This window comes from Tamlana sedimenti (assembly GCF_038148895.1).
Taxonomy (GTDB): domain Bacteria; phylum Bacteroidota; class Bacteroidia; order Flavobacteriales; family Flavobacteriaceae; genus Tamlana.
On record NZ_JBBVGQ010000003.1, the window covers coordinates 164116 to 182063 of the forward strand.

Sequence of the window (17948 nt, forward strand, 5' to 3'; positions counted from 1 at the left end):
TCTGTTACCTTTAGAAAATAATTTGTAATTTGATTTTTCTTAAAAACTGAACATGGCTAAATCTATTTCACCTTTCACAAAACAACAACTTTTGCCACAAGAAGAAACGTTAGAAGTATTTAAAAAGAAAGGCGAATTATTCATTGGAATACCAAAAGAAACAGCTTTTCAAGAAAAGCGAGTGTGTTTAACACCAGATGCCGTATATGCGCTTGTTAGTAATGGTCATAGAGTTTTAATGGAGTCTGGAGCTGGTGAAGGTGCTAATTTTAGTGATAGAGATTATAGTGAAGCTGGTGCTGAAATAACGAAGGATACAGCAAAAGTGTTTTCATGCCCTATGATTTTAAAGGTTGAACCACCTAGTCTTGAGCAGGTTAAACTCATTAATCCCCAAACCATCCTGATTTCTGCGTTACAATTAAAAACACAGTCAAAAAAATACTTTGAAACCCTTGCATCAAAACGCATTACTGCACTTGCATTTGAGTTCATAAGAGATGCAGATGGCAACTATCCCGCAGTAAAATCATTAAGCGAAATTGCAGGAACCGCTTCCATTTTAATTGCTTCTGAATTATTATCGAACACGGAAAGTGGCAACGGACTCATGTTTGGAAACATTAGTGGTGTTCCTCCGGTAGAGGTCGTAATTTTAGGTGCTGGCACGGTTGGCGAGTTTGCTGCCAGAGGAGCCATAGGCCTAGGTGCCGGCGTTAAGGTTTTTGATAATTCAATAACAAAACTCAGGCGTTTGCAATCTCACCTTGGACGACCTATTTTCACATCTACACTACAGCCCAAAAATTTAAAAAAAGCTTTAAGACGATGTGATGTTGTTATTGGAGCGGTACGTGGTGTGAACAGATCGCCTATAGTTGTTACCGAAAGCCTTGTGAAAACCATGAAAAAGGGAGCGATCATAATAGATGTAAGCATAGACATGGGTGGCTGTTTCGAGACCAGTGAAGTAACCACACATAACCAACCCACCTTCATAAAGCATGATGTAGTGCATTACTGCGTTCCAAATATTCCTGCCAGATACCCCCGAACTTCATCGGTTTCCATCAGTAACATATTCACCCCTTACTTATTAAAAATTGCCGAAGATGGCGGACTGGAAAATTCCATCAGATTTGATAGAGGTTTAAAAAATGGGTTGTACTTTTACCACGGCATTTTAACAAACAAATCTGTGGCCGAATGGTTTAATTTGGATTACAACGATGTTAATCTGCTCATTTTTTAACCCAAAATCTTTGTTCATTTTCTTTACCATATTTTAATATGAAACTAATACAGCGCATTGGCTACTATTTAGGTGGCTTTGCTATTGGCTTGATTATATTGGCCTTTTTCCTGACTGGAAAAAAAACATCCTGCAGCTATGGCCCTGATGCACGGGTATTAAAGAACATAAACTCCAAGAAATTAATTTACAGCCAGTCTGTTCAAAATGCCTTAAATAGCTATGTTATTGATTCCGTTGAAATTGATTTTGTATTAAAAAAGGGGGATATTAATTTTTCAGAAAGCGACCCTAGAAAAACACCATGTGCCATTTATATGGTAGAAGGCAGCACAAAAAACAAGGAAATTTTTTTAACGATTGAAAATTGTGATAGCACGGCTACTATTATTAATTTGAAGACAAAACAATAATGATTGTAAAGCGAATCTTTGATGTTATATTGTCCCTAATCGGATTGATTCTCTTATCCCCTATTTTACTCTTATTGGCCATTCTTATAAAACTGGACTCCAAAGGCCCTGTGCTATTCATTCAAGGGCGTGTAGGTAAAAATAACAGGGACTTTAATATTTATAAATTTAGGACCATGCGTGTTCAGTCTGAAAAAAAAGGACTGCTAACATTGGGAAATAATGACTCAAGAATTACGAAAATAGGCTATTTTTTACGCCGTTATAAAATTGATGAATTTCCGCAACTAATCAATATTTTAAAAGGGGATATGAGTTTTGTCGGACCACGTCCGGAATTAAGATATTATGTGAATTTTTATAGCGAAGACGATATGAAAATTTTTCAGGTAAGGCCCGGCATTACAGGTTTGGCTTCTTTGAAATACAGAAATGAAGTAGAACTTTTAAAGGCCGCAGATAACCCTGAAGAATTCTTCATAAAAACCATAATCCCTGATAAATTGAAATTCAACAAAGAATATATAAAAAAAAGAAACTTCTTTTTTGATTTAAAACTAATAGGTTTAACCGTCGTAAAAGTAATAACCAAATAATCAACATACTTTTGGCTTAAAATAATATTATTCATACTTTGCAAGTGTATTTCAACCCGTAAAAAACACATGTCAGCGAAGTTAAGCCCTAAATGAATAAAATTTTAGCCAACCATATAGACCGTTTATTAATTGATAGCGGTCTATTTCCCACAAATCAAAAACCTACTGAATACAGTTCCAATTTCAACTTCGCTGAAGAAACTATTCTTATCACTGGAGCTGCGGGCTCTATAGGAAGCGGGCTATGCAAGCAATTGTTAACCTGCAAATTCAAAAAACTCATTTTGGTTGACATGGCCGAATCTCCACTTTATGAACTCATTAAAGAATTGGAATTTGAAAATCTTGAGCGTGTAGAGTTCCTTTTGCTTAACATTATTGAAGAAGAATCAGTACGTCATATCTTTTCAAAATATAAACCTTCGCTTATTTTTCATGCTGCAGCATACAAACATGTGCCCTTAATGGAAGAAAACCCTTATGAGGCCGTAAAGAATAATGTGTTTGCCACTAAATTATTGGCCGATTTGTCGATAGAGCACAGCGTTAAGAAATTTATTTTTATTTCTACGGACAAAGCGGTAAATCCTGTTAGTGTTATGGGAACGACCAAACTAATAGGTGAAAAATACTTGAGCAGTCTAAATTCCAAACATAAAACAGCTTTTTTCAATGCACGTTTTGGAAACATTTTAGGCTCAAATGGTTCTGTAATCCCATTATTTAAAAAGCAATTAGAAAATGATATGCCCATTACCTTGACAGACAGAAGGATGTCAAGGTATTTTATTTGCAAGCGTAAGGCCTGTAATCTCATTTTAAAAATTGCCTTGCTTAACGAAAAAGTTCATAACACATTTACGTTCAATATGGGCGAACCAATCAGGATGGTTGATATGGTAGAACGGATAATTCACATGTGCAACAAGCAAACTCAAGATATTGAAATAAGGTACACAGGGTTGCGTCCTGGTGAAAAGCTTGATGAGGACATTATTTCTGAAAATGAAATTTTAATTCCCACTAAAATTAAGGATATTTTAGCTGTTAAAGAAAAAATGGGCTCAGAACCAAAACCAATAGATTTGTCTGAACTCTACCGAGTAACGCCATATATGCCGAACACAGAAATAACGTGTGTTTTAAAAAGTTACATTTAAAGCTATAGCGTTTTTCGGCGTTTCTTTTCCTTGGTTAAAAGCGCAAGTTCTCTACCAGTTTGCCCGGCAACTGAGGTGTTTTCCTCTGCTCTTCTTATCAAATAGGGCATCACATCCTTTACCGGCCCAAAAGGAACATATTTTGCCACGTTATAACCTTTATTAGCCAAATTAAAACTAATATGGTCGCTCATGCCATACAATTGGCCAAACCACACCCTTGGGTCGTTGTTCAAAAGTCCTTTTTCGGCCATCAAATTCATCAACAAATAGCAACTGTCCTCGTTGTGGGTTCCTGCAAATAATGACATATCATCTAAATGATCCATCATATAGCGCACAGCCTTGTTAAAATTTTCGTCTGTTGCAAATTTACTTGTGCAAATTGGGGACACATAACCTTTGTCTTCTGCCCTATCATTTTCTTTTTCCATGTAAGCACCTCTTACTAACTTATAACCTAAAAAATATTTACCTTCCTTGGCTTTTTTATGCTCTTCTAGTAAAAAGGCCATCCTGTCATGCCGATACATTTGCAGGGTGTTGTAAACTATTGGCTTTTCGGTATTATATTTTTGCATCATTTCGGTTACCAATCTATCTGCAGCATGTTGCATCCAGCTTTCCTCTGCATCAATGAGTATGGCGACATCATTTTCTTTGGCTTTTTTACACACTTCGTCATATCGGCCAATAACCCGATTCCACTCGCCATTTTCAGGCTCCGTCAAAATATCTTCCCTACTTACTTTTTCGTATAACGAAAAACGTCCAAAACCACTGGGCTTGAAAACGGCAATAGGAATAGCTTCAATTTCTTTTGCAAAATCAATAATACCCAATATTTTATCTTTGGCTGCATCAAACTCCTTTTCAGATTCCTTTCCTTCAACCGAATAATCCAAAACCGAACTCACCCCTTTAGAGTGCATTTTTTCAATCACATTAAGGCAATCCGCTTCATTCACTCCGCCACAAAAATGATCGAAAACCGTAGACCTTATTAATCCCTCGATGGGTAAATGGGCCTTAATGGCAAAATTTGTTGCTGCCGTTCCAATTTTAACAAGCGGTTCAATAGATATCATTTTAAATAAAAAATAAGCACGCTCTAATTCCGAATCATTTTTCAGCGAAAATGCTATTTCCGTATTGTCAAAAATTAAATCTGTGTTCATTAAAAATTTTAAATAATATTAGTTGTAACGAAGTTATCATTTTTTATAAAATCTCCTTAATTTCGCAGCGTTAAAAAATACCAAAATATTTTATGGATTCTATTACGGCTAATGACAGTATCATTCATTTTAACGATGTATGCTATACGTCATTAAATCAACATCTTAAACAACGAAATTTTTCAAAAATTTTTATTCTTGTTGATGAAAATACGCATCAATTCTGTTTACCCAAGTTTTTGAACAATCTTGAAACGAATGCTGTTGTGGAAATCGTTGAAATAGAATCTGGTGAAATCAACAAAACTATTGATACCTGTGTAGGCGTTTGGAATACCCTTTCTGAATTGAATGCCGATAGAAAAAGCTTACTCATTAATATTGGCGGCGGGGTAATAACCGATTTGGGCGGCTTTGTAGCTTGCACATTTAAACGTGGCATAGCCTACGTAAACGTGCCCACTACCCTATTGTCTATGGTTGATGCATCTGTTGGTGGAAAAACCGGTGTTGATTTGGGGCATTTAAAAAATCAAATCGGCGTCATCAGTAATCCTGACTTAGTATTGATTGACACTGAGTTTTTAAACACTTTACCAAAAAACCAGATGCGTTCTGGACTAGCGGAAATGCTAAAACACGGACTTATAACAGGTGAAGACTACTGGAACAATTTTTTAGATTTATCAAAACTGTCCCTGAATGATTTAGATGAGCTAATTCATGAATCTGTAATCATTAAAAAGAATGTGGTTGAAGAAGACCAATTTGAAAATGGCATCCGTAAAACCCTCAATTTTGGTCATACGCTTGGTCATGCCGTAGAATCATACTTTTTAAGCCACCCTGAAAAACCCACCTTGCTGCATGGCGAGGCCATTATAGTAGGTATGATTTTAGAATGCTATATTTCTTCTAAAATGTTAGGTTTTCCACAGGAAACAGTTTCTGAAATTAAAGAATTATTTATTGGTTATTATGGTAAAGTAGACATAAACAAAGATGATTATTCGCCCATAATGGACTTACTGAAATACGATAAGAAAAACGATTATGGCAACATCAATTTTGTGCTTTTAAAGGCCATTGGTGAGCCAAAACTAGACAGCATAGTTGACGAAAAGTTGATTATAGAGGCTTTCGAATATTATTCAAAATAAAACCTTTAATTGGGATATCTCATAAACAAAAAGGCCAAATCTTAGATTTGGCCTTTTTGTTTATTCATCAATTTATCTATGAAAATATTTTCTTTAAAAACCCTTTTTTCTCGGGCGCACCATAATAACCGTACTTAGCTCCATAACCAAAGTTTTCTTGGTCAACATCATTCACTACCAGCATCATACCATTAAGCTTATTGTTTTCATGAAGCTCTTTCGTGAAGCTCAAAATAGATTTCTCTGTATAGCCTCCTCTGGTTAGGTAAATTGTGTGACCCGCATATTGGCTAATCAATAATGTATCTGTAACTAGCATGGTCGGTGCCGTGTCAACAATTACAAAATCATATTGAGCAGAAACCTGGTCAAATAACGGTTTCATCCGATCATTCATCAACAATTCTGCTGGATTTGGGGGAATTTTACCCGCTAATAAGATATCAATTTTGTTATCACCCAAGTCATAGGTTTCAATAGTATCTTTTAAGTCGATGGAGTCATCATTTAAATATTCCGTCAACCCAATTTTTGAAGGTTTGGAACCCTTATTTAACTTAGATTTAATGATTCCCTTATTAGGATTTCTAATATCGGCACCAATCAACAACACCTTTTTATCTGTATTAGCCAAGGTCAATGCAAAATTGGCGCAAAAAAAGGATTTTCCTTCTCCGTTGATGGTTGATGTAACAAAAACAACATTGTCATAAGCCTTTGCTCCCCTAGCTCTTTTTACATAGTCAAAATTTGTTCGAATGATTCTAAACGATTCCGACAATAATGAACGGTCATTTCTTTGAACATAGCTATTCTTAATGTCTCGTCCTTTTAACCTAGGTATTTCACCCAAAATCGTAATATTACTAATGGCGGCTGCCAAGTCTTCTTTATTATGAATTTTGTTGTCCAATAAATCACGAACATAAATAATGGAAAAAGGAAGTAGCAACCCAATAAAAATTGAGGCAATATAAATAATATCCTTGTCAGGAGAAACTGGTTTTGAATAGGCATAGGCACTCTCAACAACAACCGCATTCGGGGAAGTAGCAGTTAATGAAATCGTGGCTTCTTCCCTTTTTTCCAACAAATAGAGGTACAGAGCTTCTTTAGTACCTTGTTCTCGAGTAATATCTCTTAATTCTCTGGTTTGACCTGGTACAGCATAAAGTTTAGAATTAATCTTACTCAATTGGTTTTGAACACTATTCATTCTTAGTTTTACAGTTTTGGCCGAATTATCCAAACTTTGTTTTAAGCTATTTCTCAATGTATTTAGTTCCTGGTCGAGATTGACAATTACTGGGTTTTTTTCACTAGAACTTTTTAAGCGAGCTTGTCTTACCGTTAAAAGTTCATTATACTTTGCAGCTGTTCCAGCTACAGACGGATCTGCAAGACCTAAATTTGTAGGTAAAGGCTCAAATGGGTCACCAGACTCGCCCAATTGACCTTTCATGAAATTAATAGTGTTTAACTCATTCTGGATAGCATTCAGCTCTTGTTCACTTTGCGAACTATAATCTAAATACAAGTTGGCCTCGGCCCCTATATCAGTTAGTTTGTTTCCTGTTTGATAACTTTCAGCCACATCATCAACAGCTGCTAATTCGGCCTCGATAAGTTTTATCCTGGCATCAATAAAATCTGCCGTATTCTTGGACTTAATGTTTTTTTCTTCAATTGTATTTTTGTTGTAAACATCAATTAAAGTATTTACAAAATCAATAGCCTTAGACTTTACAGGATCCTGTAAAGAAACTCTAATTATTCTTGAATTCTTTTCTATTGGTTCTAGTTGAATTTGAAACTTGTAATATCCTATTAAACTTGAAACAGGGCTGACCTGTACTCTGATATTCTTTCCAACAGTTTTTGAAACATCATCATTTTTAGGAGTAATTACTATGCCTCCAATCCGTGTTTCAATATTTTCCCCAAACGCCCTTTTTTCAGGGGTATCATCTTCGTTAATTCTAAAATAGAATTCAATATCGGACAAAACTTCAACATAAAAATTCAAATAAGAACTGTTGACTATTGAATCCGACTCAATAAAATTAATATTAAATGGAGTATCGTCGTAAAGCTCGGTTTCGTGAATTCTACCTTGTATAAAGTATTGCACGTTTAAATCTAACTCTTCTATAACATCCCGAATCATTTTTCTGGATTTCACAACCGCCACTTCATCTTCAATTCTTGCACTTTCCGCATCTGAAAAAAGTGATAAATCTTTGAAAATAGCATTTGCTGAAGTGCCTTCTTCATCACTAACTATTTTCACTCTTGCTACAGCTTCATATTGCGGGGCCTCATATCTAATATACAGAAATGCAACCCCCAATGCCAAGGCCAAACTCAGTACAAACCATTTCCACTTTTTTGTATAAGAGGATAAAATCTTCTGAAGATTAAAATCCTGCGAAACTGATGCATTTGAAAAGGAATTATCTTTATTTGATGTCATGACAAAAAAATTAACGGGAACGGGTAACAAGTATTAGTACACCAGTTATGAAAGACGATATTGAGAGAATGGTTCCCAATCGAGCATCAACAAAATATCCGGACGACGCCGAATGATTTGGTTCTACATATACAATATCATTTTGTGTTAAATAATATACTGGGGAATTAAAAAGTTCCTTATTGGTCAAATCAACGCGGGTATAAGTTTTGGTTCCCTTAAAGTCTCTAACAACCAAAACATTGTCTCGTCTTCCTTTAATGGTTAAATCTCCTGCTGTAGCCAATGCTTGCATTAAAGTTATTCGTTCGCCTGTAATGGTATAAGTTCCAGGTCTTGTAACTTCTCCTAAAACAGAAACCCTAAAATTTAAAATCCTAATATTCACTACAGGGTCTTTCAAATATCCTTCTTCCAACTTACTTTTTATAAGTTCTTTAGCCTCGTCAACAGTCAAACCCAATAATTTAATTTTCCCAAGTACAGGAAAATCAATATTGCCATCAATATCAATTAAATAGTTCACAACTTCACCACTTGCCGTACCAATCTGCCTAACTAAATTGAATGGCCTTGATGCCTCCATGTCATAAGTAGAGACAAAGATACTAACATTATCGTCTACTTTAAATTTTGGAACAAACGTATCGGTATCTACAACAGTTTCAAAATTTTTTGCATTCTGAAAATAAGCTACTTCTTTTTTTGGTGAACAAGAAGAGGTCAACAAGATACTTAAAGAACATATAAGCACAAGTATCCTGCTTGCATGAAAATTTATATTCATTCTTATTTGAATTTGATTTGGGTACGGAAGGTAATAAAATTTTAGATATTTAAAGGTTTACAGAACTCTTATCTACAGTATCACTGGTTAGTCCTTTGACTTTCTTGTAAATCTGAACTCTTTTGTCGTATCTCTCGTAATCCGAGTTGTTGGATTTATACTCAGGTATCAATCGTTTCATTTTCATAACAATATTGTTGTTTTGGAAACGATTAGTAATACATAATTCCTCTATTTCGGTTTTTACCTTAGAATAATCCAGTTCTCGGGTTTTACTAATAAGTATCTTTTTATGGTATGTTGATAATGTATTTTCGCCATTTGCCAACAATTCTTCATAAAGCTTTTCACCAGGGCGTAATCCAGTAATCTTAATGTCAATATCTTCAGGAAATCTTAACCCAGACAGTTTAATCATATTTTTAGCCAAATCATATATCTTAACTGATTCGCCCATATCAAAAATGAAAATCTCGCCACCTTTCCCCATGGTGCCCGCTTCTAAAACCAATTGTGAGGCTTCAGGAATGGTCATAAAATATCGCGTAATGTCCTTATGGGTTAAGGTTAAAGGGCCGCCTTTTTCTATTTGCTTTTTAAATAATGGAATAACCGATCCATTAGAACCTAATACATTGCCAAAACGTGTTGTGATAAATTTCGTCTTGCTTTCCTTTTGAAGGCACGTAATGTACATTTCTGCCATTCGTTTTGTGGCTCCCATTACACTGGTTGGGTTAACAGCTTTATCTGTTGATACAAACACGAACTTTTTAACATTATATCTTGATGCCGTGTCGGCCAACAATTTTGTTCCGTTAACATTAATCTTAATGGCCTCGTAAGGCGATTTTTCCATTAAGGGCACATGTTTGTATGCTGCCGCATGGAAAACCATAGTCGGTTTGTGGTTTTGAAATATGGAGTCTATTCGTAAGCCATCCCTGATATCTGCAACAATGGCGGTGAAATTGTGCTTACCATCTCGCTTTAAATCCTGTTGGACATCATACAATGCGGATTCAGCCTGATCGACCAAAATCAGGTGTTTCACGTCAAAATTTGACAGCTGATTAACCAACTCACTACCTATAGAACCTGCTGCTCCTGTAACCAAAACAGTCTCTCCATTAAACTCGTCAAGTAAATTAGGATTGTCAATCTTAATAGGCGCACGTCCTAAAAGGTCTTCTATTTGGAATTGTTTAATTTGTTTGGTGCTCAACTCACCATTTATCCAACTTTCAATTGGGGGAACTTTGGTTATTTTGGTATCAGTGTCCGCCAATTTATCAATTAACGCCATTAACCTACCTGTTTCAACTGTTTGAGAAGCCACAACAATCTCATCAATATTATTTTTTATAACATAGGCAGCGTCAATCATTGAACCATGAATAATTTCTATTCCATTTATAAGTTTTCCTCTTTTCTTAAGGTCATCATCAATAAATGATACTACATTGAAACTGGTTGATAAATTATTCACCAAAGCGTTGTACGTAACAATACCAGAATCTCCAGCACCATAAATCAGAACGCGCTTTGACGACAAGAATTTACAACTCAGGTACTTATAGCCAATTTTGAACAATAACCGACTTGAACTTAACATAACAAAACTCAACAACCCATGCATGATAATAATGGAAAGCGGGATGGTAAATTCCGGTACCACATTTAGTGTTCTATTCAATAAAACAAAAAATACCGAAGCAAAGGACATAACCATAACTGCTTTAAATACGTTAATCACATCCGTAAAACCAGTATGTCTAATCACACTTTTAAATGAACCAACCAATAAAAGGCTAAATACACTAATAGCCACAACAAAAGGTATCTGGATTAAAAACTGATCTAAATCAAAATTCAATGTGAAATTAAACCTAATCAGATAAGCTATAAAAAAAGCCGCAAGTATCATGGCTACATCAATAGCAAAAACCAGCCATTTGGATGCGTATTTTTGTGAGAGATAAGTAAAGTAATTATTAATCATAGGTTGAGGGGTTTTAATATTTTCTTGAGTACTCTGTGTAAATCATGCTCAGTTAAATTAGACCCGCTGGGCAAACACAGTCCTCTGTTAAACAAATCTTCTGATACACCGTTTGTAAAGTGAACACAATCCTTAAAAACCGGTTGCATGTGCATGGGTTTCCATAAAGGCCTTGATTCAATATCATCTTCTTGCAAGGCAAGTCGTATGTCTTCTCTTAACTTATAGGAGTCCGTTGTTATACAGGTAATCCATCTGTTAGAAAAGAAACTTTCAGGTTCTTCTAAAAATGAAATGCTATTAAATTTAGATAAATGTTTTTTGTAAAATTCAAAATTCCGTCTTCTGGCTGCTACGCGCTCATCAAGCACTTCCATTTGGCCTCTGCCTATCCCTGCCAAAACATTGCTCAGTCTATAATTATGTCCAATCACGGAATGTTCATAATGCGGTGCATTATCCCTAGCTTGTGTAGACAAAAATACAGCCCGGTCTTTTTCTTCTTTGGAAGTAACAACCAAGGCGCCTCCACCAGAAGTAGTAATTATTTTATTTCCATTAAACGAAAAGATGCCAATATCAGAAAGTGTACCGCAGTAGTCATCATAATATCTACTGCCCAAAGCTTCTGCGCTGTCCTCAACAACCGGAATATCATATTTTTTGGCAACCGCATTAATTTCCTTCGCTTTATAGGGCATGCCGTAAAGGTGTACTGCTATAATCGCTTTAGGCTTTTTATATTTTTGTATCCTATCTTGAATGGCAATTTCCAATAGTTCTGGGGACATGTTCCAAGTATCTGGCTCGCTATCAATAAAAACAGGAGTTGCCCCTTGATAAACAATGGGGTTAGCGGAAGCGGAAAACGTAAAACTTTGACACAAAACCTCATCGCCTTTGGAAACCTTAAGCAATTGCAAAGCCAAATGGATGGCAGCCGTTCCAGAACTCAAGGCCGCAACATGCTTGTTTCCGCCTATGTACTCTTGTATATCGCTTTCAAAACCGTTAACGTTTGGCCCTAATGGAGCAATCCAATTGGTTGAAAACGCTTCATCCACAAATTTCTGTTCAGAACCACCCATGTGAGGTGAGGACAGATATATTTTGGTTTTGGTTAGCATTTAAAAAATTTTAAATTCCACATAACAAGCTTCATGCCATAATTGTTAGAATTATAACAGCTAAAGATTTTAGAAAAATTAATGGATGGTTCCCTCTGAATCATTGAACAAAATTATTTCTTAACTAATAACTATATAATTCATAATAACATTTTAAAACATATCATCTAAAAACTTGAAATAAGTAATAGTTGTTTTTTGAGAGCTTGTATATATTTTAATTTGTTTTTACTTAATTAAATTAATATGCTATTAATCAATTCAATCTTGTTAAATACGGTGTAAATTTAGTAATTGTTTTATATCCCTAGCCTTAGTTTTTAGTTATTTCGCTAAAAGAGTAATTAAAATCGGTTAACTACATTTTCTGCTTTCCTTAAAAGTAAATCTTTGCTGATTATCGATAGCTAAATTTGAAAACAAGAAATGGGCATTCATAATTATAGAATCGTCAAAACCCCAAAATTTTTGTATGCTTTTCATTTTTGCAAATGATTTATACATTGACCTTTATCGAAGTTTTTGGCATATTTTTGAATTTCATCGGGAAAAACGAAACCTTAATATAATTAGTATGCCTTCTTTGCTATATTTTTATAATATTTGCGGCTAATTAACACAACCCCAAATTTAAAATGACTACAGAACAAATAGAAAAGCTAAGTGATAAACGAATTCTTGTAACTGGTGGCGCTGGCTTTATTGGTTCAAATTTAATTGAGACGCTACTCAACAATAATATTCGTGTTGTTTGCCTGGACAACTTTGCTACAGGCAAAAGAAAAAACATTGAACCATTTTTAAATAACGGCAATTTCAAACTCATTGAAGGTGACATCAGAAATTTAGGTGATTGCCAAAAAGCTTGCGACAATATCGATTTTGTGTTGCACCAAGCGGCACTAGGTTCTGTGCCCCGATCTATAAAAGACCCCATTACTACGAACGATGTGAATGTTTCAGGGTTTTTAAACATGCTGGTTGCTGCCCGCGATGCTGGGGTAAAGCGCTTTGTTTATGCCGCAAGCTCATCCACTTATGGCGATCATGAAGCCTTACCAAAAGTTGAAGATGTTATCGGTAAACCACTGTCTCCTTATGCCATAACCAAATATGTGAATGAACTTTATGCCGACATATTTCATAAAACTTATGGTTTGGACTCGATTGGCCTACGTTATTTTAATGTGTTTGGCAGAAGACAAGACCCAAATGGTGCCTATGCGGCGGTAATTCCAAAATTTGTTCAGCAATTTATTAGTCACGAATCGCCCATGATAAATGGCGATGGGAGTTACTCCAGGGATTTTACATACATAGACAATGTGGTGCAAATGAACATTAACGCCATTACGACCGATAATAAAAAAGCGTTGAATACAGTCTATAATGTCGCTTATGGCGAACACACTACGCTGTTGGAATTGGCTACTTTATTAAAAGAATATCTCTCTGAGTTTGATAGTAACATAAAAACAATTGAAATCAAACATCGAGAAAATAGAATTGGAGACATCCCTCACTCATTAGCTTCAATTGACAAGGCAAAACAATTATTGGATTACCAACCAAAATATGACATTAGTAATGGCTTAAAAGAAGCTGTTGCCTGGTATTGGAAAAATCTTTAATAAGATTGATTTAAACTAAATTTTAGGTGCTGAATATTATAATCAATTGAATAAGGAATTCCATTGTAAATTTTAAATTTACGTCTTATTTAATAGTAAACAAAGCATCAAAAATAAAATAAACGAAAACAAATAAAATGGGGGGAACTAAAATTGCAATTATTGGTCTAGGTTATGTTGGTTTACCATTAGCTAGGTTATTTGCAACAAAATACAATGTTGTAGGTTTTGACATCAATAAAAATAGGATTAAAGAGTTATCAGAAGGAAATGATTCGACATTGGAGGTGGAATCGGATGTGCTTAAAGCCGTATTGAAAACTACCAATAATGATGAGACAGGCCTAATTTGTTCTTCAAATTTAGAAGATATCAAAGATTGCAATTACTATATTGTTACGGTTCCCACACCTATTGACAAAAACAACAGACCAGACTTAACACCGCTTTACAAGTCCAGCGAGACTGTTGGTAAGGTATTGAAAAAAGGAGACATCGTTGTTTACGAATCTACCGTGTATCCGGGCGTTACCGAAGATGAATGTGTGCCTGTTTTAGAGAAAATCAGTGGTTTAAAATTTAATGAAGATTTTTATGCCGGTTATTCTCCTGAGCGCATCAACCCGGGTGATAAATTGCACACCGTTGAAAAAATATTGAAGGTCACAGCAGGTTCAACGCCAGAAATTGGTAAAAAAGTGGATGCGCTTTATGCCAGTGTGATTACTGCTGGCACGCATCTTGCTCCAACCATTAAAGTAGCAGAAGCCGCTAAAGTTATTGAAAACTCCCAGCGAGATATCAATATTGCCTTTGTAAACGAATTGGCCAAAATTTTCAACTTGATGGATATCGATACCCATGCGGTATTAGAAGCCGCAGGTACCAAATGGAATTTTTTATCATTTAAACCAGGTTTGGTTGGCGGGCACTGTATTGGGGTTGACCCTTATTATTTGGCGCAAAAAGCACAAGAAGTAGGCTATCATCCTGAAATCATATTAGCTGGCCGTAGGGTTAATGATGGTATGGGACAATATGTAGCCTCAGAAGTGATTAAGCTTATGGTTCAAAATGACCTAAAAATTAAAGGGTCAAACGTTTTAGTTTTAGGCATTACGTTTAAGGAAAATTGCCCTGATGTTCGCAATACCAAAACCGTTGATGTGATAAATCAACTTAAAAGTTACGGAACTAATGTCATTGTTTATGATCCTTGGGCGAACCCTGAAGAGGTTATGCATGAATATGGTTTGTCAACAACCCAACAATTACCTTCAGGACAGTTTGATGCTGTAATTTTAAGTGTGGCGCACCAAGAATTCCTTAACGAAAATCTAAGTAGCCTGCTTAACCCAAATGGCGTTTTATATGATGTTAAAGGTGTTATAATAGCTCCTAACTGTAAACGACTCTGATGAAAATAAACCAACTTAAGGGCGGAGCAGCATTATCGTATGTTACCATATTCTTGACAAATATAGTAGGATTGGTTCTAACGCCCTTTATTATTCGCTCTCTAGGTAGTGCTGAATATGGCTTATACACCATGATAGGTGCCTTAGTAGGATATATGAGTGTATTGGATTTTGGGCTTAATAACACCATAATACGGTTTGTGGCAAAGTTCAAGGCAGAAAAAGACAAAAAAGGCGAACAGAATTTTTTGGCACATAGTTTCATCATGTACGCATGTATCTCTATATTAGTTGCCATAATAGGGGTGATTTTTTATATAAATATTGATACACTTTATGTAAACACATTATCTACCGAACAAATTAGCAAGGCAAAAACCATGGTTTTAATTCTGGTTTTTAACCTTGCTATTTCGCTTCCGGGCGGTGCGTTTTCTGGAATCTGTTATGGCTATGAGATTTTCGTTCTACCTAAAACAATCAATATCATCAAATACATCTTCAGGAGCGGCTTGGTTATTCTAATTCTATTTAAGGGAGGAGATTCCATCAGCTTGGTTATTATGGATACAATATTGAATATGCTTATTATATTCATTGACGCCTATATTGTATTTAAGATTATAAAAGTAAAGATTAAAATGCACCATTATAACAAAATGATGTTTATTGAAATTTTGAGCTTTTCAATTTGGTTATTCATTTTTGCCATTGTACATCAGCTGCGTTGGCAGTTTGGACAACTTATATTAGGACTTTATTACTCTACAACCATAGTTGCCATTTATGCAGTAGGCAGTACATTAGGCAATTATTACGGTGCGTTTTCATCGGCTATTTCTTCTGTCTTTTTACCTAGAGCTATTCAAGTAACCATTAATGACGCCCCAAAGGAAGAGCTTACAACGTTATTCATAAAAGTATCTAGGGTTATTCTTTTTGTACTGTTGTTAATTCTTGGAAGCTTTATTGTTTCCGGTAAAGATTTTGTGTTTTTTTGGGTTGGAGATGAGTACCATATGGCTTACTATTATGCTCTAGCCATAATGCTAGGGCTTACCCCTACATTAAGTCAAGGTTTTGCAAACAACATACTAGAGGCAAAAAACCTACTCGTATACAGAGGTCGTTTGCTTTTAACCCTTACAGTTTTGGGCGTTATAATAAGCTTTTTTGTAGCAAAAACTTTTGGCACCATGGAAATGATACTGGTTACTGTTTTTTTCTTGCTACTGGAAAGAGCCATAATAATACCTTATTATATTAAAAAGGCAAATTTGGATATGTTAAGGTACTACAAAGAAATAGCACCATTGTTTTTAAGTATAGGAATTGCTGTGATACTTAGTGCCGTTAACAGCTATTTTTTGCCCAACCAAAACGTACTTGCAATGCTTTTTAAGCTACTTACTTTTTCAATTATCTATTTTGTTTTCTGCTTAAAGGTCATGAATGGTTACGAAAAACATTTGTTAAAATCCTTGTTCAGTAAAATGCCTATAGTATACAAAATAGGAAAAAAATTATAACAATGAAAAAAATTTTGTTTTTACATCCTGACCTAAGAGGAGGCGGTGCCGAGAAAGTACTCGTTAATATGTTGAACAGATTGGACAAAGTAAAGTACGATATTACCTTAACTACTATTTTTGAAGAAGGCGTTAACAAAGAGATACTATCTCCAGAAGTAAAACACAACTTTTTACTGAAAAAGGTTTTCCCAGGATGGTCCTTACTTCAAAAAATATTTTCTCCTTCTTTTTTGTTCAATAGGATAGTAAAAGGTAATTACGACATTATAGTTGCCTACCTAGAGGGCGTTCCAACTAGAATTGTTGGGGGGTGCAGTTCAAAAAATACAAAGATAATATCTTGGGTGCACGTAGACTTAGAAGGGTTCAACATAGAAAAAGTGTTTAGGTCTCCAAAAGAAATGCGCAACTTGTACCTAAAATACAACGCCATTGTTGGGGTTTCAAAAACAGCACTGAACTCTTTATCAAAAAAAATACCCCAAATACCCAAAAATAAACTAAAAGTTATACACAATGTGGTAGATGTAAACTTAATTATTGCTAAAGGCAATGAAATAGTGGAGGAAATTGATTTTAACAAAAAAACCATCAATTTATGTTCTGTTGGCAGGTTGGCACAACAAAAGGGCTATATAAGATTACTAAATGCCTTGGCCTTGTTGGCAAAAGAAGGTATCCCGTTTCATTTATACATCGTGGGGCAAGGGGAGCAAGAAGAAAAGTTAAAAGAAATTATTGCCAAGAACCAATTAGAAAGCCAAATAACACTTTTGGGCTTTAAAAGCAACCCCCATAAATATGTTAACAATTGTGATTTATTTGTGTGTTCTTCATATCAAGAAGGGTTTAGTACTGCGGTAACCGAATCTGTTTTATTGAAAACCCCTGTTTTAACCACAAATTGCGCAGGAATGGACGAAATATTGGTTGATGGTAAATATGGCATGATTGTAGAAAACACGGATGAAGCTTTACTTGGCGGCCTAAGGAAAATTTTAACCACCCCAAGCCTGCTAAATCATTATAAAGAAAAAGTAAATGAAAGAAGCCAATATTTACAAGAAAAAGATAATATTGCCGATATAGAAAAATTGTTTCACTCCATTACACAACAACAAGCTTAAAATGAAACAAATAGCACTAACAGCGATTCTAGTAATTTGCATTTTGTTCATAGGCGTTTTCTATTATATAGAGATACACCCCTACCTAA

14 protein-coding genes are annotated in these 17948 nt (G+C 35.2%); 9 read left to right on the forward strand and 5 right to left on the reverse strand.

Annotation, left to right across the window (positions count from 1 at the left end):
- The first annotated feature begins 52 nt into the window (after positions 1–52).
- The 4 genes from WJN01_RS09105 (at position 53) to WJN01_RS09120 (ending at position 3424) form a co-directional block, all read left to right on the forward strand.
- Positions 53–1252, forward strand: a complete 1200-nt coding sequence (locus WJN01_RS09105) for an alanine dehydrogenase (RefSeq protein WP_445196843.1) — start codon at positions 53–55, stop codon at positions 1250–1252.
- A gap of 38 nt (positions 1253–1290) precedes the next feature.
- A complete protein-coding gene (locus tag WJN01_RS09110) occupies positions 1291–1665 on the forward strand; it encodes a hypothetical protein (protein WP_445196844.1) in 375 nt (124 codons plus the stop codon).
- Entirely contained in the window at positions 1665–2261 is a 597-nt protein-coding gene (locus WJN01_RS09115; RefSeq protein ID WP_445196845.1) for a sugar transferase, read from the forward strand. The genes WJN01_RS09110 and WJN01_RS09115 overlap by 1 nt, the downstream gene beginning before the upstream one ends.
- 92 nt (positions 2262–2353) lie before the next feature.
- Positions 2354–3424 carry a polysaccharide biosynthesis protein gene (locus tag WJN01_RS09120; protein WP_445196846.1) on the forward strand — a complete coding sequence of 357 codons (1071 nt, stop codon included), beginning with the start codon at positions 2354–2356 and terminating at the stop codon, positions 3422–3424.
- A gap of 2 nt (positions 3425–3426) precedes the next feature.
- Here WJN01_RS09120 and WJN01_RS09125 read toward each other — a convergent pair whose 3' ends face one another.
- Entirely contained in the window at positions 3427–4602 is a 1176-nt protein-coding gene (locus WJN01_RS09125) for a proline dehydrogenase family protein (RefSeq protein WP_445196847.1), read from the reverse strand.
- Positions 4603–4694: 92 nt separating this feature from the next.
- Here WJN01_RS09125 and aroB point away from each other — a divergent pair, with 92 nt between their 5' ends.
- Positions 4695–5762, forward strand: coding sequence for a 3-dehydroquinate synthase (aroB, locus tag WJN01_RS09130; protein WP_445196848.1), 1068 nt, complete (start codon positions 4695–4697; stop codon positions 5760–5762).
- 76 nt (positions 5763–5838) lie between these two features.
- On the opposite strand, the gene WJN01_RS09135 is transcribed toward aroB, so the two are convergent.
- The 4 genes from WJN01_RS09135 to WJN01_RS09150 are packed head-to-tail and all read right to left on the reverse strand — an operon-like array spanning position 5839 to position 12151.
- Complete coding sequence (locus WJN01_RS09135; RefSeq protein ID WP_445196849.1) at positions 5839–8235, reverse strand: GumC family protein; 2397 nt, start codon at positions 8233–8235, stop codon at positions 5839–5841.
- A gap of 10 nt (positions 8236–8245) precedes the next feature.
- The gene (locus WJN01_RS09140; RefSeq protein WP_445196850.1) at positions 8246–9022 is read right to left on the reverse strand and encodes a polysaccharide biosynthesis/export family protein; all 777 of its coding nucleotides are present in this window, start codon (positions 9020–9022) and stop codon (positions 8246–8248) included.
- A gap of 49 nt (positions 9023–9071) precedes the next feature.
- Positions 9072–11024, reverse strand: coding sequence for an SDR family NAD(P)-dependent oxidoreductase (locus WJN01_RS09145; protein ID WP_445196851.1), 1953 nt, complete (start codon positions 11022–11024; stop codon positions 9072–9074).
- Positions 11021–12151, reverse strand: coding sequence for a DegT/DnrJ/EryC1/StrS family aminotransferase (locus tag WJN01_RS09150; protein ID WP_445196852.1), 1131 nt, complete (start codon positions 12149–12151; stop codon positions 11021–11023). Before WJN01_RS09150 ends, WJN01_RS09145 begins: the two co-directional genes overlap by 4 nt.
- 635 nt (positions 12152–12786) lie before the next feature.
- Here WJN01_RS09150 and WJN01_RS09155 point away from each other — a divergent pair.
- The 4 genes from WJN01_RS09155 to WJN01_RS09170 all read left to right on the forward strand — a co-directional run bounded on the left by WJN01_RS09155 (position 12787) and on the right by WJN01_RS09170 (position 17859).
- Positions 12787–13782 carry an SDR family oxidoreductase gene (locus WJN01_RS09155; protein ID WP_445196853.1) on the forward strand — a complete coding sequence of 332 codons (996 nt, stop codon included), beginning with the start codon at positions 12787–12789 and terminating at the stop codon, positions 13780–13782.
- A 137-nt stretch (positions 13783–13919) separates the two neighbouring features.
- Positions 13920–15200, forward strand: coding sequence for a nucleotide sugar dehydrogenase (locus WJN01_RS09160; protein ID WP_445196854.1), 1281 nt, complete (start codon positions 13920–13922; stop codon positions 15198–15200).
- Positions 15200–16729, forward strand: coding sequence for a lipopolysaccharide biosynthesis protein (locus WJN01_RS09165; RefSeq protein WP_445196855.1), 1530 nt, complete (start codon positions 15200–15202; stop codon positions 16727–16729). Before WJN01_RS09160 ends, WJN01_RS09165 begins: the two co-directional genes overlap by 1 nt.
- Positions 16730–16731: 2 nt before the next feature.
- Positions 16732–17859 (forward strand): glycosyltransferase, encoded by a 1128-nt coding sequence (locus tag WJN01_RS09170; RefSeq protein ID WP_445196856.1) that lies wholly within the window; start codon positions 16732–16734, stop codon positions 17857–17859.
- Positions 17860–17948: the final 89 nt, after the last annotated feature.